The sequence below is a fragment of the Streptomyces sp. NPDC053750 genome, from assembly GCF_044544295.1.
In the GTDB taxonomy this organism is placed as follows: Bacteria; Actinomycetota; Actinomycetes; order Streptomycetales; family Streptomycetaceae; genus Streptomyces.
Window position 1 is genome coordinate 693427 of sequence record NZ_JBITXB010000002.1, and the last position, 18591, is coordinate 712017.

Here is an 18591-nt window from a genome sequence, read left to right on the forward strand (position 1 = left end):
GTTCCGGGGCCGGGCCCTAGATCCTGGGCCGGGCCAGAAAGGCGATGGTCTGGTCGCGGACCCGCAGGATGTGGGCCTCCAGCAGGTCCCGGGCCGCCTGGCGGTCGCCGCGCTCCAGCGCGTCGACCACGGCGCGGTGCTCCGCGACCGCGGTGTTCAGCCTCGACGCGGTGATCGGGGCTTCCATTCCGGTGCGGGTCACATGAATGCTCAGGTGCAGGTCGTCGTGGAGCTCCAGGAGCCGTGGCAGGCCCCCCAGCTCCACCATGGCGCGGTGGAAGCGGCTGTCGTTCTCCCGGAAGTCGATGTACCGACTGTGGTCCTCGACCGACTCCCGGGCCAGCTCGTCGGCTTCGTCCACCAGCTCGCGCAGCCTGGCCGGGGGCTCCCGGTCGGTACGCTCGGCGAACAGGCGCAGCGCGTGCGACTCCAGCATCAGGCGCAGCTCGAACAGCTCGTAGATGCTGGACAGCGACGGGATGGCGACGGTGAACCCGGCCACCGGATCGTAGGCCAGCAGCCCGCGCTCGTACAGACGGCCGACGGCACTGCGCACCGGGGTACGGCTCATGCCCAGCCGCCTGGCGAACTCCCGCACGGGGACGGGCTGGCCGGGAGCGGGGTGCTCCTTCGTCAACCAGTCCACCAGCGCCTGACGCGCCCGGCTCTCCAGACTCTCCTCGGACGTCGACGAGGTCGACGACGAGGCCGGCTCCTGCCGGGCCGATGCCGCTTTCGGTGGGGTCATGCCGTCCTCCTGGCACTGAGCGACTGCTGTCCGGGCCACCGTATCGTCCGGCCACCGCGCCCGGGGACATGGTATGCCACTGGTAGGCGGATCGTCTGCGGTTCGGGCGACCCGGGTCGGAGCGGGCGGCGCAGTGAACTGGCGTCGGTGGATGAAGGGTTCACAGTGACAAGGGGGTGTTCAGTGAGTGGCTCCTGTGCTTCCATCGCTGGCATGCCATAGGTATGCCGGGATGAGGAGTCGTTCCCATGCGATCGATGTTCCATCAGCTCGTTTCCCGAGTGCGCCCGATCCTGCGCGCCGGTCCCGTCCTCGCCGTCCTGCTCGCTCCGGTGGCCGTCGTCCCCTCCGCCACGGCGGACGCGGCCGTTACCCCGGCCGGCCGGCCGGTGTCGCTCGCGCCGAACGGCACGGCGGAAGCCGTCTGCGCCGACACACCCCTCCGCCTCACCTTCGACTCGGCCGTTCAGCTCGGCACCGAAGGACGTCTGACCGTGCACCGCGCCGACGGCAGCGCCGTGGACACCGTCGACCTCGCCGACCCCGCGACGTACCAGCGCCTCATCGGCGACGCACGCTCCGACTACGGCGAACCGCACCGCTGGACCTACGAGCCGGTCGTCGTCACCGGCCGCACCGCCACCGTCCTGCTGCACCGCACCCTCGAGCCCGGACAGCGCTACCACGTCACCGTGGACCCCGGCTTCTTCCGCGGCCACCGGGGCATCACCTCACCGCACGCATGGCGCTTCCGCACCGCGGAGGCCCCGCGCCCCGGCACCCGGAACCTGCGCGTCGACGCGCGGGGCGGCGGTGACTTCTGCACCGTCCAGGGCGCCGTCGACTTCGTGCCGGAGGGAAACCGCAGCGAGGTCCGCATCGACGTGGCGCCCGGCACGTACCGGGAGATCGTCTACGTCGGTCCGTCGCGGCCCCACCTGCGGGTGCGCGGCGCCGGGGCCCGCCGCACCGTGATCGGCTACCCGAACAACAACCTGCTCAACGGCGACTCCGCCATGGCCGACGTGCCGCCCGAGCAGAGCTACTGCCCGCGCCGGGTGCTGCCGCAGCCCGACAGGTTCAACTGCTGGCGCGCCGCCTTCGGAGTCGACGCGGACGACTTCAGGCTGAGTGACCTCACCGTCCACAACCTCACCCCCAAGGGCGGCTCCCAGGCCGAGGCCTTCCGGGGGAACGGCGACCGCATCGTGCTCGACCGGGTCCGCGTGGTCAGCTTCCAGGACAGCCTCCGCATCCAGGGCCGCGCGTTCGTCACCGACTCCTACGTCGAGGGCAACGTCGACTTCTTCTGGGGGACCGGAGGCGTCTACGTCCGGGACTCCGAGCTCAAGTCCCTGGACATCGGCTACATCAGCCAGATCCGCAACCAGCCGGACGCGCCCGGCGCCGTGTTCGTCGACACCCGCCTCACCCGCGCGGACTCGGTGGCCGACGGCAGCGTGCTGCTCAGCCGGATCGACAGCCGCTTCCCCGCCAGCCAGGCCGTCTTCATCGACACCGCCATGGACTCCCACGTGGCGCCCGAGGGCTGGGGTCTGACCGGCTTCGACTGCACGACCGGGCAGCAGCTGCGCTTCTGGGAGTACGGCAGCAAGGACCTGTCCGGGGCACCGGTGGACACCGGCGAGCGGCTGTCCTGCTCGCGGCAGCTGTCCGCCGACGAAGCGCGCACGTGGCGCGACCCGGCCCGTCTGCTGGACGGCTGGGACCCGTCCGCCGAGTCCGGCCACAGCCACACCGACTGAGAGGCCCGCCATGTCAACTGTCAGCCGCAGAGCCCTGCTGGGAACCGCGGGTGCCGTCGCCGCGACCGCCGCCACGCTCGGCAGCCCCGGCCCGAACGGCACCGCGTCGGCGCAGGGGGCGTCATCCCCGAACGGACGCCCGTCCCCCCGGCCGCGGCCGGTCGCACCCGTCAATCAGGAGGTGGCCGCGGCCCACAGCCTCGACTACCGGGCCCTGCCCCAGGAAGTCGTCGGCGTCGACGTCGAGCAGCTGATGACCGTCCACACCGAGGCGGACACCGAACGCCTGCGACAGCTTCTCGTCGCCGAGGTCTGGAAGTCCGCCGACGGACGGCTGCCGGACACCCTTCCCGACGTGGAACGCGGCGTCACCGCCCCCGAACTGCCCGCCTTCACCGGCGTACGGCGCATCGACCGGCTCACCGTCAGCATGCCCTACGGCCTGCGCTCCGTCGTCCACCTGCTGCTGCCGCGCCGAGCCGGCGCCCACGGACGCTTCGCCCTCTACCACAACGGCCACGGCGAGACGCCCGAGACCATGCAGCGCACCGCCCAGGCACTCCTCGACGCCGGGTACGGCGTGCTGCTGTGCGCGATGCCGCTGTACCACTGGAACCCGAAGCAGCTGCAGAGCCCCACCGATCCGGACACGCTGGTGACCCCCGAGTCCCACAACGACCTGGGGCCCTGGGAGACCGCGACGTTCTCCACCCTCCGGTTCTTCCTGGAGCCGCTCGCGGTGGCGGTCAATCACGTCCAGCGCACCTACCGCCCCTCGTCCCTGCAGATGATCGGCCTCTCCGGAGGCGGCTGGACCGCCACCGTGTACCCGGCGCTCGACCCCCGCATCACCCGCAGCTACCCGACGGCCGGCTCCCTGCCGTTCTTCCTGCGCTCGGCACCGCCCAAGCCCCGACCGACCACCGGCGACTGGGAACAACGCCTGGACAGGCACCCGGTCTTCTACGGCATCTGCGACTTCCCGGACCTGTACGCGCTCGCGTCGGTGGGCCCTCACCGACGCCAGATGCAGATCCTCAACCGCTTCGACGACTGCTGCTTCAACGGCGTCGGGCACCGCAGCTACGCGCCGGTGGTGAGCCACCGCATCCAGGTCATCGGCAAGGGCCACTGGGAGCTCCTGGAGGACGCCACCCACGGCGACCACACCATCAGCCCGCACGCCCTCGACGTGATCCTGTGGGACCTCGATGTGAACTGCGTCGACGAGCCGTGAGCAACCCGCCGAACCACCCCCGATTCCCCCGGAGGAGAACCACGTCATGAACCCACTGAACGGCCACGACCACGGCACCGGCACCGGCATCGGCGCGGGCGCCGGGACGAGCGACGACACCGACAGACGCCTGGGACGCCGCGCCTTCGTCGTCGGCGCCGGAGCGCTGATCGGTACCGCGGCCCTGCGGATGCCGTCCGCGCAGGCCGCCGACAAGCTCGCCGCGGCCGCCGACGCCGCCGGCGGTGTCCTCGCCTTCCCCGGCGCCGAGGGCGGCGGCCGCTACGCCACGGGCGGCCGCGGCGGCTCGGTCTACGAGGTCACCACCCTCGCCGACTCCGGCCCCGGTTCCCTGCGCGACGCCGTCTCCGGCAGCGACCGCACCATCGTCTTCCGGGTCTCGGGGAACATCGAGCTCAAGGGCGGCCTGGACATCACCGGGTCCAACCTCACGATCGCGGGCCAGACCGCGCCCGGCGACGGCATCTGCGTCGTCGGCAACGAGACGAAGGCCGAGAACGTCGAGAACATCATCCTGCGGCATCTGCGGTTCCGCGGCACGGACACCCTCGGCACCCCCATCGACACCTTCGGCATGGAGCGCTGCCGCAACGTCATCGTCGACCACTGCTCGTTCAGCTGGGCGGTCGACGAGTGCTGCTCCTGCTACGGCAACGAGAACTTCACGATGCAGTGGTGCATCATCTCCGAGGGCCTGGCGATGTCCGCCCACGAGAAGGGCCGGCACGGCTACGGCGGGCTGTGGGGCGGCGACAACGCGACCTACCACCACAACCTGCTGGTCCACCAGGGCGGCCGCAACCCGCGCTTCAGCTTCGTCGAGGACGTGCCCCAGCGGGCCGACCACCGCAACAACGTCATCTACAACTACGGCTACACCTCCTGCTACGGAGGCGAGTGGGCCGACGGCGTCAACATGGTCGCCAACTACTACAAGCCGGGACCCAACACCCTCGCCGACATCGCGCCGGTCATCGTCGCCCCCAACCGCGGCGGCATCTGGCACGTCGGCGGCAATGTCATCGAGGGGCACTCCGACATCACCGCGGACAACACCCGCGGTGTCGACTTCCCCGTCGGCGGGGCCACCCTGCGCGCGAAGCCGCTCAAGGTCCGCGACCCGATCGAGGAGCAGTCGGCCAAGGACGCGTACGAGGCGGTGCTGGCGAACGCCGGTGCGACCCTGCCGCGCCGCGACGCCGTGGACGCACGCGTGGTCAACGATGCGCGGCGGGGCACCGGACGGGCGATCAACTCGCAGAAGGAGGTCGGCGGCGTTGTCCCGTTCCCCTCGGTGAAGGCACCCGAGGACAGCGACCACGACGGCATTCCCGACGCCTGGGAGGCCAAGCACGGCCTCACGGACGGCAGCGCCATCGACCCGGCCACCGGCTACAGCAACCTGGAGCTGTACCTCAACTCCCTGCGCCCCGCCGGCGCGGCGAACCCCACGGTCGAGCTGACCGCCCCGGCCGTCGACACCGTCCTCGCCTCCGCGGCCGGCACCCACGACCTCACCCTGCGCGCCGACGCCGCGGCCCAGGACGGCGCGACCATCGCCTCGGTGGCCTTCTACGCCGACGACCGGAAGGTCGGAGAGGTGACCTCGGCGCCGTACGAGGTCGTCTGGACGAACGCCCCCGAGGGCACCCACCACCTCACCGCCCGCGCCACGGACAGCACCGGCACCGCGACGACGTCCAGCATGGTGCCCGTGCACGTCAACCGCGTGACGAAACTGGGGAAGTGGCAGACCAAGGACATCGGCAAGGTGCCCGTCGAAGGCGCCTCCGCCCTGGCCGGCGGCGTGTTCACCCTGCGTGGTGCGGGCAAGCTCAAGGGCCGCAAGGACTCCTGCCGCTTCGTGTACCAGGCCATCGACGCGCCCGCGGGCGAGGTCGTGGAGCTGATCGCCCGCATCGACTCGCTCAGCGCCGTCTACCAGGACGTCCTCGCCGGCATCATGATCCGCGAGAACCTCACCCCTGACTCGCCCTTCAACGCCCTCGGCCTCTACATCGCCGAGGGAGGTTTCAAGGCCGCCGTGAAACGCATCCACGCCAACGGCACCGAGATGAGCGCGGGCACCTACCCGTACGAAGAGGACGAGATGCTCGACGACAAGCCGTACTGGCTGCGCATCACCCTGCGCGGCGACGAGTTCACCTCGGAGATCTCCCCGGACTCCCTGCAGTGGACACGCGTCGGCTACGAGCGGATCCCGATGCGCAAGAGGGTCTACGCGGGACTCTTCGTGGACGGCAACCAGGAGGCCAACGCCGTCCACCACTACGTGACCGCGAAGTTCAGCCTGGTGAGGATCAACCACTAGCCGGGCACCACGACACTCCGTCAGTTCCGACCGCCGGCGCCCTGGTATGCCGCAGGTGGGCCGGAGTTGACGCGAGCTCACATGCGACGCCCATTGCCCGTGTCGCAGGGGTTGACGGCCACCCGGGCACTCAACAGACTCATGGCATACCACCGACATGCCGCGAGGTATTCATGCCGAGACACGCGCTCCACGGGATCATCGCACCGACCGTGCTACCCATGAACGCCGAGGGCTCCCTGGACCGCTCCTCGCTCGAACGCCACCTGACCGCACTGATCGACGCCGGAGTCCACGGGCTCTGGATCAACGGGACGACCGGGGAGTTCCACGCCCTGGACGACGACGAGCGCGCGCTCGCCGTGACCGTCGCCGCCAAGACCGCCGACGGCCGGCTGCCCGTGATCGCGCATGTCGGCGACGCCGCCACCGCGTCCACCGTGCGCCATGCCCTGGCCGCGGCGGACGCCGGCGCCGACGAGATCGCCGTCATCGCCCCCTACTTCGCCGGATACGGCCGTGAGGAGCTCCGCGACCACTACCGGGCCGTGGCCCGGGCCGTGGGCTTCCCGGTCCTCGCCTACCACATGCCCCAGCTCACCCGGTCCGCCCTGACCATCGACTGCGTCCTCGAACTCACCCGTGAGGGAGTGCTCTGCGGGATCAAGGACAGCGCGGGCGACATGACCTGGCAGCGGCAGTTGCTGCGCCGGGCGGACCGGCTCGGCGTCCCCGTGCGCTGCTTCACCGGCGGCAGCAGTCTCACCGACCTGTCCCTGTACGCGGGCGCCGCCGGCGCCACCTCCTCACTCGCCAACGTGACCCCCCGCCAGCTCGTCGCCCTGTACGAGGCGGCCCGAGCGGGGGACTGGCCGCGGGCCCGGGTGCTCCAGGAGCAGCTGGAGGATCTGCTCGACCTGATGCGCGCGGCCCGCCGCGAACCCACCCTCTCCGCGATCGTCAGCACCTTCAAATTCGTCCTGGCGGCCCTGGGCCGCATCGATGACGCCCATGCCGCCGAACCGCTGGCCCGGCTCGACACCGAGGAGCGGCGCAACCTGACCGCGACCGTGGTTCCCCGGGTCCGCGAGCTGGAGGCGGCAGCTCACGCAAAGGAGCGTGGACATGACTCCTGACCGCACGCCATCCCCGTCGCAACGCGGCGTGCTCGACCGGCGCACGCTGCTGCGCGCGGGCGGCGGCCTCCTGGTGGCCACGTCGCTGGCCGGCTGCGGGTTCTTCGACACCGACCCCGACGACGGCAGCAGCGGCGGCGGGGGAGCCAAGGGCAAGGAAGCGCCGTCACTGAAGGAGCAGGCGGACGCCGGCAAGCTGCCCAAGGTCGAGGACCGTCTCCCCGCCACCCCCCTGGTGGTCAAGCCCCTCAAGGAGACCGGTGTCTACGGCGGCACCTGGCACTCCGCGATGATCACGCAGGAGGACATCGGCTGGCTGAGGTTCAGCCTGGGCTACGAGCCGCTGGTGCGCTGGGCGCCCGAGTGGGAGGGCGTCACCAAGACGGAACTCCTGCCGGGCGTCTGCGAGAAGTACGAGGTCGTCGACGGCGGCAAGGAGTTCGTCTTCCATCTGCGCAAGGGCCTGAAGTGGTCCGACGGCAAGCCGGTCACCGTGGAGGACTTCGCCTTCGCCTTCACCGACTACAACACCGACAAGCAGCTGCACCAGTACGGCATGTACGAGCTGTGGCTGTCCGCGTCCGGAAAGCCCGCCCGCTTCGAGATCGTGGACGACCTCACCGTGAAGTACGTCTTCGAGGAGCCCAAGCCGGGCTTCCTGGAGGAGATCGCGGGCACCACGGGCGTCCACATGGTGCTGCCCAAGCACTACTTCGAGAAGTTCCACATCAAGTACAACAAGGACGCGAACGCGGTGGCGAAGAAGGCCGGCTCCGCCGACTGGATCAACCACATGGAGATCATCGCCGAGCCGTGGAACAACCCGGCGATGCCCACCCTCAACGCGTGGCTCCCCAGGAACGCGGCCACCAAGGGCAGCCAGGTCGTCTGCGAGCGCAACCCCTACTACTGGAAGACCGACCCGGACGGCAGCCAGCTCCCGTACATCGACAAGGTCATCGTGCAGATCCTCGAGGAGGTGGAGGTCGAGGTCCTCAAGATCTCCAACGGCGACCTGGACATGCAGCTCTACCAGTTCGGCACGGTGCGCAACAAGCCGGTCATCTCCCGCAACCGCACCAAGGGCGGCTACCGCCTCGTCGACGTCGAGCCCGACTCCGCCAACACGATGATCATCGGGTTCAACCGGACCCACAAGGACAAGAAGAAGCGTGCCCTCTACGGGAACAAGGACTTCCGTGTCGGGCTCTCCCACGCCATCAACCGGCAGAAGATCATCGACACCGTCTTCGCCGGACAGGGCAAGCCCTGGCAGGCGGGCCCCAACGAGGGCAACGAGCTCTACAACGAGGAACTCGGCACCCAGTTCACCGAGTACTCCGTGGCCAAGGCCAACGAGTACCTGGACCGGGCCGGCCTGACCAGGCGCAACGGCGACGGCATCCGCCTCACCAAGGACGGTGACCCGGTCGCCTTCCGGGTCTTCGTCGTCTCCGAGGCGGCCGACCTGGTCGACGCCCTGGACATGGTGCGCAGCGACTGGCGCGAGGTCGGCGTGGACGCCACGATCTCGCGCATGGCCGAGACGCTGTACTGGGAACGGGTCGAGGCCGGCGAGTCCGAGGCGGCCGTCTGGGACTGCAACAACTTCGACATCCGCACCGGCACCGGCGGCAACCACTACTACCTCCCCACCAACCCGCGCGGCTCCTCCCGTTTCGGCGGCGAATGGGCCAAGTGGTACGTCAGGGAGGGCGACGACGGCGAGGAGCCGCCGGCCCGGATCAAGGAGCAGCTGGAGCTCTTCGACCGGATGCGCGCCACCTTCGACCCCGACGAGGCCCTCGGGCTCGCCCGGCAGATCCTGGAGATCACCAAGGAGGAGCTCTACTACATCGGCATCTCCACGCCGCCCAAGGACTACGGGATCGTCAGGACGCACATGGTCAACGTCCCCACGTCGTTCAACGCCAGCGGCTTCCACCAGGCGCCGGGCCCCAGCAATCCCAGCACCTACTTCTTCAAGGGCAAGGCCTGACGGCCGGACGGGAGTGACGCCGCATGCTCTCGTTCGTCACCCGCCGCCTCGGCTGGATGGTCCTCACCCTGGGGGCCATCTCGCTGGCGACGTTCTTCATCATCCAGCTGCCGCCGGGCGACTACGTCTCCACGCTCCAGGCCAACGCCGAGGAGCGCGGCGAGGTGATGGGCCCGGCCGAGGCGGCGGCACTGCGCGACCGCTACGGGCTGGACCAGCCGTTCCTGACCCAGTACTGGAAGTGGATCAGCAACATCGTCCTCCACGGCGACTTCGGGCAGGCCTTCGCGTACAACAGCCAGCCGGTCTCGGACCTGATCTGGGACCGGGTGGCGCTCTCCTTCACCCTCTCCGTCGCCACCATGCTGCTGATCTGGGCGATCGCCTACCCGATCGGCATCTACTCGGCCGTCCGGCAGTACTCCACCGGCGACTACATCGCCACGTTCTTCGGCTTCGTCGGCATGGCCGTGCCGGAGTTCATGCTGGCGCTGGTGCTGATGTGGGTCGGCATGCGCTACTTCGGGATGAGTCCCGGCGGGCTGTTCTCACCCGAGTACCAGGACGCCGCCTGGAACCTCGGCAAGGTGCTCGACCTGGCCTCGCACATCTGGCTGCCCATCGTGATCATCGCGGTGTCGGGCACCGCCGGCGCCATCCGCATCGCGCGTGCCAACCTCCTCGACGAGTTGTACAAGCCGTACGTCATGGCGGCCCGCGCCAAGGGTCTCCCCGAGTGGAAGCTGCTGCTGAAGTATCCGTTCCGGATGTCCATGAGCCCGTTCTTCTCCACCGTCGGCTGGCTGCTGCCCGGCCTGATCAGCGGCGAGACGATCATCTCGATCGTGATGAACCTGCCGACGACCGGGCCCCTGATGCTGGGCGGCGTCACCAACCAGGACATGTACCTGGTGGGCAGCTTCATCCTGATTCTGTCCACCCTCACCGTCATCGGCACCCTGATCAGCGACCTGGCCCTCGCCTGGTGGGACCCCAGGATCAGACACAGCTACGAGGGAGGGTGAGCGGCCCATGCTGACCAAGACACCGCAGCCCGAGGAGGCGGCGGCGCTCGCCGACGACGCACCCGTCGCCGGCGGGCAGGCCAGCCCCTGGCGGCTGGTGTGGCGCAGGTTCCGCAAGCACAGGCTCGCCATGGCCGGCGCGGTGATCGTGGTGATCGCCTACTTCGTGGTCGTCTTCGCCGAGATCCTCGCCCCCGGCTCGCCCAGCGCCACCGACGAGAAGCACACCTACGCGCCACCGCAGACGGTCAAGATGGACGTCAGCTGGGACGACGGCCTGCGGTTCTACACCAACGGCTACACCACCCGACGCGACCCGGAGACCTTCGAGCAGATCCACACCGTCGACCCCGACCGGCGGATCCCGCTGAAGTTCTTCGCCGAGGGCGACTCCTACGAGATGTGGGGGCTGATCTCCTGGGACCGGCACCTGTTCGGCGCGGCCGACCGGGACACCAAGGTGTACTTCCTGGGCGCCGACCGCTCCGGCCGCGACATGCTCTCCCGGATCATCCACGGGGCGCGGGTCTCGCTGTCCATCGGCCTCGTCGGGGTCGCCGTCAGCTTCTTCCTCGGACTGCTCTTCGGCGGCATCTCCGGGTACTTCGGCGGCACACCCGACCTGCTGATCCAACGCGTCATCGAGTTCCTGATGTCGATCCCGACGCTGCCGCTGTGGCTGTCGCTCTCCGCGGCCGTCCCCGACCAGTGGGGGCCACTGTCGCGGTACCTCGCCATCACCACCATCCTGTCGGTGATCGGCTGGACCGGACTGGCACGGGTGGTGCGCGGACGCTTCTTCTCCCTGCGCGAGGAGGACTTCGTCGTCGCCGCCCGCCTCGACGGCTGCGGGCGCCGGCGGATCATCTTCGGGCACATGGTGCCCTCCATGTCCAGCCATGTGATCGCCTCGCTCAGCATGGCCGTCCCCGGCATGATCCTCGGCGAGACCGCGATGAGCTTCCTCGGCCTCGGCCTGCAGTCGCCCGCCGTCAGCTGGGGCGTGCTGTTGCAGGAGGCGCAGAACGTCCGCACGGTGGAGACCGCGCCCTGGCTGCTGATCCCGGGCCTCGCGGTGTTCGTCACCGTGCTGGCCATGAACTTCGTCGGCGACGGGCTGCGGGACTCCGCAGACCCGTACAAGTAGGGGGCTTCGCGTGGACCCAGTGGACAGCGCGGGCGGCGGTCAGCGGCCCGGTCTCACCAAGGTCGGCACCTCCGTCGCCGACCGCCCGCTCCTCGAAGTGGAGGGCCTGCACACGCAGTTCCGGACGGACGACGGCCTGGTCCGGGCCGTGGACGGCGTCGACCTGACCATCCGGCGCGGCGAGGTCCTCGCCGTGGTGGGCGAGTCGGGATGCGGCAAGAGCATCATGGCCCGCTCGATCCTGCGCCTGATCGACAAGCCGGGGAGGATCACCGGCGGACACATCCGCGTGCACACGGACGACACGGTCGTCGACATGGCGACCGCCGAGGGGCCGGCCGTACGCACCGTGCGCGGCAGGAAGGTCGCCATGGTCTTCCAGGAGCCCATCGCCGCGATGAGCCCCATGCACACCCTCGGCAACCAGCTCGGCGAAGCCGTCAGGCTGCACGAGGGCGTCGACAAGAAGGAGGCGCGGAAGCGTTCCATCGAGCTGCTGCGCCGCGTCGGCATCCCCGCCCCCGAGCGGCGCGTCGACGAGTATCCGTTCCAGATGAGCGGCGGCATGCTGCAGCGTGTCATGATCGCCATGGCGCTCTCCTGCGGCCCGGAGCTGCTCATCGCCGACGAACCGACGACGGCCCTCGACGTCACCACCCAGGCCCAGATCCTCGACCTGCTCCGCTCCCTCCAGCAGGAGACCGGCATGGCGGTCATGCTCATCACCCACGACCTCGGCGTCGCCGCCCAGATGGCCGACCGGGTCGCCGTGATGTATCTGGGAAGGGTGGTCGAGGACGGTCCCCTCGACGACGTGTTCCGCGCGCCACGCCACCCGTACACCAAGGCGCTGCTGGGTTCCGTGCCCAAACTGGGCTCCGGATCGCGTGAGCGGCTCACACCCGTGCGGGGCATGGTGCCGAACGCCTACCGGCGACCGTCCGGCTGCCCCTTCCACCCGCGCTGCGACGCGTTCATGGCCGGTCGCTGCGACGTGACGGTCCCGTCACCGGTGCGGGAGCCGGACCGTCCCGGCGCGGTGAGCTGCCTGCTGTACGAGGAGGACTCCGCATGACCGCGCCACCTTCGGCCGCCCCGGCCGCGCAGGCGGCCCGCACCCAGGACCCGCTGCTGCGGACGCACGCCCTGACCAAGCACTTCCCCATCCGCCGCGGCATGCTGGGCCGCACCGTCGGACACGTGCGCGCCGTCGACGGCGTGGACCTGACCGTCCCCGCCGGCCGCACCGTGGCCCTGGTCGGCGAGTCGGGCTGCGGCAAGAGCACCCTGGGCCGCTGCCTGATGCGGGTCTTCCCGCCGACCTCCGGCGAGATCTCCTACCGCCGCACCGACGGCACCGTGGTCGACCTCGCCACGCTCGACGAACGGGCCCTCAAGCCGTACCGCAGCGAGATCCGCCTCGTCTTCCAGGACCCGTTCGCCTCGCTCAACCCGCGCATGACGCTGCTGCAGATCGTCGGCGAGCCGCTCCGCGTCAACCTGGGCCTCGGCGCCGCCGAGACCGAGGCACGCGTCGCGGAGCTGCTGCGCCGGGTCGGCCTGCGCCCGGAGTACCTGCGGCGCTACCCGAACGCCTTCAGCGGCGGCCAGCGCCAGCGCGTCGGCATCGCCCGCGCCCTGGCGCTCGAGCCGCGCCTCGTCGTCGCCGACGAGGCCGTCAGCGCCCTCGACGTGTCGGTGCGCGCCCAGATCCTCAACCTGCTGAAAGACCTCCAGGAGGAGTCCGACCTGACGTACCTGTTCATCTCGCACGACCTGGGTGTCGTGGAGTACATGGCCGACGAGATCGCGGTCATGTACGTGGGCCGGGTCGTGGAGACCGGCGCGACCGCCGACCTGTACGGGCAGCCCTTGCACCCCTACACCGAGGCGCTGCTGTCCGCCGTGCCCGACCCCGACCCGCGCGCCCGGCGCCGGGAGCGCGTGGTGCTGCGCGGCGAGGTGGCCGACGCCTCCAACGTGCCCCCGGGCTGCCCGTTCCACCCGCGCTGCGCCTACGCGCGCGACCGCTGCCGTACCGAGGTGCCGGCCCTGCGGCAGCTCGCCCCGGGCCGGACCGCGGCCTGCCACTTCGCCGGAGAACTGGATCTGAAGGGAGTCGACGGAACATGACCGGACAAGAACCCGGCAGCGGTCGGACGGAGGGCGGCCCGGCGGCACACGACCCGCGGTTCGATGGTGTCCTGCGCCCCCGCGCCGACGACCCCGCCGTCCACGAGGCGCTGCTGCCCGTCCTGCACCCGGGCGACAGCCACGCCGCGAGCCTGGTCGAGCTCGACGACGGCGACCTGCTGTGCGCCTGGTTCAACGGGCCCGAGGAGGGAGACCGCGACACCAACGTCGTCCTGTCCCGGCTGCCGCTGGGCACGGACCGCTGGACGGCTCCCGTGGCGCTGTCCGCCGACCCCGACCGCTCCGAGCAGAACCCGGTCCTCGCGCAGCGGCCAGACGGGACCGTGTGGCTCTTCCACCCCTCGAACGAGCCGCACGACCAGACGACGGCCCGGCTGGTCACCCGCACCTCGCAGGACGGCGGCCGCACCTGGAGCCCTCCGCGGGTCGCCCACGACGGGCCGGGCGTCTTCGTCCGCAACCCGCCCTTCGACCCCGGGGACGGTTCCTGGCTGCTGCCGGCCTACCGCTGCCGCCGCGGCGCAGAGCACAGCACCGTCCTGATCAGCGAGGACGAGGGCGCCGGCTGGAAGGAGTACGACGTCGCCGGCACCGATCACCTGGTCCAGCTCACCGCCGTGCCCCGCGTGGACGGCTCGCTGCTCGGCCTGCTGCGCAGCCGCGCGGCCGACCGCGTCCACGCCGTCGCGTCCACCGACGCCGGCCGCACCTGGAGCCCGGCGGTCCCCACCGAACTGCCCAACAACAACTCGGCGGTGCAGCTCACCAGGCTGCGCAGCGGCGCCCTGGCGCTGATCTACAACCACGCGAGCCTGGAACGCGGCGAGTTCCGCTGGGTGGGGCAGGGCGCAGGCCGCCGCAAGAAGGCGCTGCGCACGCCGCTCACCCTGGCGCTGTCCGACGACGACGGCCGCACCTGGCCCTGGCGCCGCGACCTGCAGACCGCCGACGAGGAGTACTGGGACACCGAGTTCGGCTACTCGTACCCGTGCATCACGCAGGGACGGCGCGACGGCGTGCTGCACGTCGCGTACTCCTACCTCCGCAAGACGATCAAGCACGTGACGGTGACCGAGGAGTGGGTCAGGCAGGGCCGCTCGTGACCCGCACCGCCACCGTGGAGCGATGGGGCACCTTCGAACTGACCCTGCGCGGCGGCCCGGGCACCGGCAACCCCTACCGGGACGTGGAGTTCGGCGCCGACTTCCGCCACGGCCACCGCGTGGTGCCCGCCGACGGCTTCCACGACGGCGACGGCGTGTACCGGGTGCGGTTGATGCCGGACCGGGAGGGCGCGTGGACGTACACCACGCGCTCCACCGCCCCCGAACTGGACGCGGTGGAGGGCGGGTTCCACTGCACGCCGCCCGGGCCCGGCAACCACGGCCCGGTCCGGGTCGCAGGGCCCCGCACCTTCCGGTACGCGGACGGCACCCCGTACCTGCCCTTCGGCACCACCTGCTACCACTGGACCCACGACGAGGACGAGAAGCTGGAGGAGGACACGCTGCGCACGCTCGCCGCGTCCCCCTTCAACAAGGTCCGCATGTGCCTGCTGCCGACCCGCGCGATGAACCCGCCCCGGCTCCCCTTCCCGGGCGCCACCCCGGGCCCGCCCCGGCCGCGGGACCTCGACACGACCCGCTTCGACCCGGCCTTCTTCGCCCACTTCGAGCGTCGGGTACGCGATCTGCGCGACCTCGGCGTCGAGGCGGACGTCATCCTCTTCCACCCCTACGACCAGGGGCACTGGGGCGTCGACGACATGAGCCGGGACGAGGACCTGTTCCTGGTCCGCCACGTCGTCGCACGCCTCGCCGCGTACCGCAACGTGTGGTGGTCGATCGCGAACGAGTACGACTTCAACACCGCCAAGACGGTCGAGGACTGGAACCGCATCGGACAGTACGTCCAGCGCTCGGACCCCTACCAGCACCTGAGGTCCATCCACAACGGCACCCGCATGTACGAGTACGAACGGATCTACGACTTCCGCACCCCCTGGACGACCCACCAGTCCATCCAGCACTGGGACGCGGAACTCGCCCCGAGGTGGCTGGAGCGGGTCGCCAAGCCGGTGGTGATCGACGAGATCGGCTACGAGGGGATCCTCGGCCGCCGCTGGGGCAACCTGACGGGCCGGGCGCTGCTGCGGCAGTTCTGGCACGGCATGGCAGCGGGCGCCTACGTCGGCCACGGCGAGTGCTATCCGGAGCAGGACGAGGACGACTCCGCCTGGATCTCCCGGGGCGGCCGGCTGCACGGCGAGAGCACGCCCCGCATCGCGTTCCTGCGCCGCCTGTGGGAGGAGTCCCCCGACGACGTGTTCGTCCACTTCGGCGACCGGCGCCACCGACACCGGGACGTGCCGCTGCCGAAGGACGGCGGTCCCTGGGCCCTCGACCTGATCGACACCTGGAACATGACGGTGACGCCGCTGCCCGGCCGGCCGAGCGGCGGTACGGCCCGGGTGCCGCTGGACCACCGTCCGGACCTGGCGCTGCGCATCCGGAAGGCGACATGACACACCAAGGCGACATGACCCACCACCCCCGGCCCCGCGACCACGGGCCCGTCCGGGTCCACGGCACCCGGTTCCGGTACGCGGACGGCACCCCGTTCCACCCCTGGACCACCAGCGTCCCGCAGGCCGACGACGACACCCTGCGCGCGCTGGCCGGCTCGCCCTTCACCAAGGTGCGCCTGCTCTCCGCCACGCTCCCGCTGGACCGGCTGGACCACCAGGTCCGGGCGCTGGGAGCCATGGGCGTGCAGGCGGAGGTCATGCTGCACGGCCGGGATATCCCCGAGACCGTCACCCGTCTCGCCGGCCACTCCAACGTGTGGTGGTGCGCCCCGCCCGACCCGGAGGCGCAGACCGACATCCAGGAACACGACCACGGCCACCACCCGCTCACCGTGCACGGCCCGCCGGACACCGACTTCGGCGCGCCCTGGATCACCCACGCCTCCGTGCGCCACCCGCAGACCCGTGCGGTGTCCGGCCTCGTCCAGGACCTGTGCAAGCCGGTCCTCGTCGACGACTGCGGTGCCGAGGGGGACGACCCCGCCGACTCCGAGCACGCGCTGCCCGGAGCCGAACTGGTCTCCCGGATCTGGGAGGCGGTGTGCCGGGGCGGCTACGCCGCACACGCCGAGTCGTGGGGCCCGCGTCCCTGGAGCGCGGGCGGCGGGCGCCTGGACGGCACCGCGGTCGCGCGTGTCGCCTTCCTGCGCGCGGTGCTGGACGCCGCCCCGCCCGACCTCGCGCACACCCCTCAGACGTACGACGCCTCGACGCTGGAGGCGCCCGGCCACGTCCTGCAGTACCTGGGCCCGCACCGCTACCCCCGCCGTCCCTTCGACCTGCCCGAAGGGACCTGGCGGGTGGAGGTCCTCGACACCTGGAACATGACGGTCCGGGCGCTGGACGACGCGTGCGCCACCGGCACCGGCACCGGCGCCGTCGTCGAGCTGCCTGCGGAGCCGTACCTCGCGATACGGCTCCGCAGGCGGTGAGTCACCAGTCGAATCCCCGCTCGACCTGCGACTTGATGTACGCCGGGATGTCGACCTTCTCGGTGACCTCCAGCGCGGACGACACCCGCAGGCCGTCCTTCAGCACGTGCTGCCGGAAGACCATGTACAGGGGAAGGTCCCAGTACTCGGTGTTCCGGTAGTCCGTGACGACGGCGTTGTCCCCCCAGAAGACGCCCGAGGTGTCGATCCCCTTCAGCTCCGGGATCGCGGCACCGAAGGCCGCCTCGACGGCGCGGGAGCGCAGCGCGGGCTTCATGCCGTGCCGGGAGAGCTCGACCTGGGCCTCCTGCGACACCAGCCACTTGAGGACCTGGAGGGCCTGCGCCTTCTTCTTCGACTGCGGGGGCAGGAACGCGGCCATGGTGTTGGGCTGGTACACGGCGTTCTCGCCCCTGCCCAGTACCGGTACCGAGGTGACGCCCAGCTCGATCTTCTTGGCCATCTCGCGCCATTCGGCGGCGTCGTCCTCCTGGAGGTACAGGGGACTGAGGGCGTAGGCGTTCAGCTTCCAGAGGCTGTCCACGGCCATCGCCACGGACCCCTTCGTGAAGTACTCGTCGACGCTGGTGAAGATGTTGTGGGGGTGCAGCAGGAAGCGCTCCATGTTGCTGCCGAGACGCTGCCAGCCCGCCGAGGTGATGTCCACCTCGATGTCCTCGGGCGCCGGGGACTCGCTCGTTCCCGGGACGAACGGGTACAGCCCCAGCTGGTTGAACTCCAGGTAGAGGTCCGGGTGCTGCAGGTAGCCCTTGTAGGCGACCAGGTCCCGCTCGAAGGTCAGCTTCTTGGCGAGGCGGAACGCCTCGTCGTACGTGACACCGTTCGCCGGCGGCCTCAGTCCCTTCATGTCGAAGATCTTCTTGTTGTGGAACAGTACGAACTCGTCGACGAACAGCGGCACACCGTACAGCCCGCCGTCCGAGCGGGCTCTGACCTGCTCGACGGCGGCCTGGTTGAGCGAGCCGAGGTCGATGCCGGCGGTGCGGATCTCGTCGGTGAGGTCGCGCAGCCAGCCGCGCGGTTCCAGGTCGCGGTCGATGCGCCGCCGGGGGTCCTCGATGATGAGGTCGGGCACGACGCCGGCTTTGTCGAGATCCTCGTAGCGGATCGGCATGTCCCAGGCCGTGGCCTTGATCTTGAGGCCGGGGAAGGCGGCGCGCAGAGCGTCCCCGACGACCTTGTCGAAGAAGCCGGGGTTCTCGAACGGCTTGTAGTTGGCCATGAAGACGAACAGTTCGTCGTCGCAGACCTCGAACGGCTCGTCGTACCTGTTGGGGATGGTGGTGCACACGGCCCCCGCCGACCGGGCCGCCGTCGCCCGCCCGGTCGCGGTGCGTGCCTGAGCGGGAGCGGGCGCGGCGAGTGACGCGCCGGTCAGTGCCGCCGCGCCCACCGCTGCCGAGGCGGCGACGAACTTCCGGCGGCTCGGGGCGGGCGACGGCTGCGGTTCGCTGTCCTTCGGGTGTGCGGTCATACGGGTGTGCCT

14 protein-coding genes are annotated in these 18591 nt (G+C 70.6%); 12 read left to right on the forward strand and 2 right to left on the reverse strand.

The window, feature by feature from the left end:
- Positions 1 to 16: 16 nt before the first annotated feature.
- Positions 17 to 748: a GntR family transcriptional regulator gene (locus ACIGO6_RS08585; protein WP_399873130.1), complete on the reverse strand. Its 732-nt coding sequence runs from the start codon at positions 746 to 748 to the stop codon at positions 17 to 19.
- A 248-nt stretch (positions 749 to 996) separates the two neighbouring features.
- On the opposite strand from ACIGO6_RS08585, the gene ACIGO6_RS08590 reads away from it, so the two are divergent.
- The 12 genes from ACIGO6_RS08590 (at position 997) to ACIGO6_RS08645 (ending at position 17084) form a co-directional block, all read left to right on the forward strand.
- Positions 997 to 2514 (forward strand): pectinesterase family protein, encoded by a 1518-nt coding sequence (locus ACIGO6_RS08590; protein ID WP_399873133.1) that lies wholly within the window; start codon positions 997 to 999, stop codon positions 2512 to 2514.
- A 10-nt stretch (positions 2515 to 2524) separates the two neighbouring features.
- Positions 2525 to 3751, forward strand: a complete 1227-nt coding sequence (locus ACIGO6_RS08595) for a hypothetical protein (protein WP_399873135.1) — start codon at positions 2525 to 2527, stop codon at positions 3749 to 3751.
- A 46-nt stretch (positions 3752 to 3797) separates the two neighbouring features.
- The gene (locus tag ACIGO6_RS08600; RefSeq protein WP_399873136.1) at positions 3798 to 6104 is read left to right on the forward strand and encodes an Ig-like domain-containing protein; all 2307 of its coding nucleotides are present in this window, start codon (positions 3798 to 3800) and stop codon (positions 6102 to 6104) included.
- A 173-nt stretch (positions 6105 to 6277) separates the two neighbouring features.
- Positions 6278 to 7240 (forward strand): dihydrodipicolinate synthase family protein, encoded by a 963-nt coding sequence (locus ACIGO6_RS08605; RefSeq protein WP_399873139.1) that lies wholly within the window; start codon positions 6278 to 6280, stop codon positions 7238 to 7240.
- Positions 7230 to 9239 carry an ABC transporter substrate-binding protein gene (locus tag ACIGO6_RS08610; RefSeq protein ID WP_399873141.1) on the forward strand — a complete coding sequence of 670 codons (2010 nt, stop codon included), beginning with the start codon at positions 7230 to 7232 and terminating at the stop codon, positions 9237 to 9239. The genes ACIGO6_RS08605 and ACIGO6_RS08610 overlap by 11 nt, the downstream gene beginning before the upstream one ends.
- A gap of 23 nt (positions 9240 to 9262) precedes the next feature.
- Positions 9263 to 10264 (forward strand): ABC transporter permease, encoded by a 1002-nt coding sequence (locus ACIGO6_RS08615; protein ID WP_399873144.1) that lies wholly within the window; start codon positions 9263 to 9265, stop codon positions 10262 to 10264.
- 7 nt (positions 10265 to 10271) lie between these two features.
- Entirely contained in the window at positions 10272 to 11411 is a 1140-nt protein-coding gene (locus ACIGO6_RS08620) for an ABC transporter permease (RefSeq protein ID WP_399873147.1), read from the forward strand.
- Between the two features lie 10 nt (positions 11412 to 11421).
- Positions 11422 to 12486 (forward strand): ABC transporter ATP-binding protein, encoded by a 1065-nt coding sequence (locus ACIGO6_RS08625; protein WP_399873150.1) that lies wholly within the window; start codon positions 11422 to 11424, stop codon positions 12484 to 12486.
- Complete coding sequence (locus ACIGO6_RS08630) at positions 12483 to 13544, forward strand: ABC transporter ATP-binding protein (protein ID WP_399873153.1); 1062 nt, start codon at positions 12483 to 12485, stop codon at positions 13542 to 13544. The genes ACIGO6_RS08625 and ACIGO6_RS08630 overlap by 4 nt, the downstream gene beginning before the upstream one ends.
- The gene (locus ACIGO6_RS08635) at positions 13541 to 14668 is read left to right on the forward strand and encodes an exo-alpha-sialidase (protein ID WP_399873156.1); all 1128 of its coding nucleotides are present in this window, start codon (positions 13541 to 13543) and stop codon (positions 14666 to 14668) included. The genes ACIGO6_RS08630 and ACIGO6_RS08635 overlap by 4 nt, the downstream gene beginning before the upstream one ends.
- Positions 14665 to 16089: a DUF5060 domain-containing protein gene (locus ACIGO6_RS08640; RefSeq protein ID WP_399873159.1), complete on the forward strand. Its 1425-nt coding sequence runs from the start codon at positions 14665 to 14667 to the stop codon at positions 16087 to 16089. Before ACIGO6_RS08635 ends, ACIGO6_RS08640 begins: the two co-directional genes overlap by 4 nt.
- A gap of 14 nt (positions 16090 to 16103) precedes the next feature.
- The gene (locus tag ACIGO6_RS08645) at positions 16104 to 17084 is read left to right on the forward strand and encodes a DUF5605 domain-containing protein (RefSeq protein WP_399873161.1); all 981 of its coding nucleotides are present in this window, start codon (positions 16104 to 16106) and stop codon (positions 17082 to 17084) included.
- Position 17085: 1 nt separating this feature from the next.
- Here the strand turns inward: ACIGO6_RS08645 and ACIGO6_RS08650 are convergent, their stop codons facing one another.
- A complete protein-coding gene (locus ACIGO6_RS08650; protein ID WP_399873164.1) occupies positions 17086 to 18579 on the reverse strand; it encodes an ABC transporter substrate-binding protein in 1494 nt (497 codons plus the stop codon).
- Positions 18580 to 18591: the final 12 nt, after the last annotated feature.

Bases quoted from the DNA above. Each gene is read 5' to 3' on its own strand.
- ACIGO6_RS08610 (WP_399873141.1), top strand. From the start codon at position 7,230: ATGACTCCTGACCGCACGCCATCCCCGTCGCAACGCGGCGTGCTCGAC.
- ACIGO6_RS08645 (WP_399873161.1), top strand. From the start codon at position 16,104: ATGACCCACCACCCCCGGCCCCGCGACCACGGGCCCGTCCGGGTCCAC.
- ACIGO6_RS08600 (WP_399873136.1), top strand. From the start codon at position 3,798: ATGAACCCACTGAACGGCCACGACCACGGCACCGGCACCGGCATCGGC.
- ACIGO6_RS08635 (WP_399873156.1), top strand. From the start codon at position 13,541: ATGACCGGACAAGAACCCGGCAGCGGTCGGACGGAGGGCGGCCCGGCG.
- ACIGO6_RS08590 (WP_399873133.1), top strand. From the start codon at position 997: ATGCGATCGATGTTCCATCAGCTCGTTTCCCGAGTGCGCCCGATCCTG.
- ACIGO6_RS08650 (WP_399873164.1), bottom strand. From the start codon at position 18,579: ATGACCGCACACCCGAAGGACAGCGAACCGCAGCCGTCGCCCGCCCCG.
- ACIGO6_RS08615 (WP_399873144.1), top strand. From the start codon at position 9,263: ATGCTCTCGTTCGTCACCCGCCGCCTCGGCTGGATGGTCCTCACCCTG.
- ACIGO6_RS08620 (WP_399873147.1), top strand. From the start codon at position 10,272: ATGCTGACCAAGACACCGCAGCCCGAGGAGGCGGCGGCGCTCGCCGAC.
- ACIGO6_RS08605 (WP_399873139.1), top strand. From the start codon at position 6,278: ATGCCGAGACACGCGCTCCACGGGATCATCGCACCGACCGTGCTACCC.
- ACIGO6_RS08630 (WP_399873153.1), top strand. From the start codon at position 12,483: ATGACCGCGCCACCTTCGGCCGCCCCGGCCGCGCAGGCGGCCCGCACC.
- ACIGO6_RS08595 (WP_399873135.1), top strand. From the start codon at position 2,525: ATGTCAACTGTCAGCCGCAGAGCCCTGCTGGGAACCGCGGGTGCCGTC.
- ACIGO6_RS08585 (WP_399873130.1), bottom strand. From the start codon at position 748: ATGACCCCACCGAAAGCGGCATCGGCCCGGCAGGAGCCGGCCTCGTCG.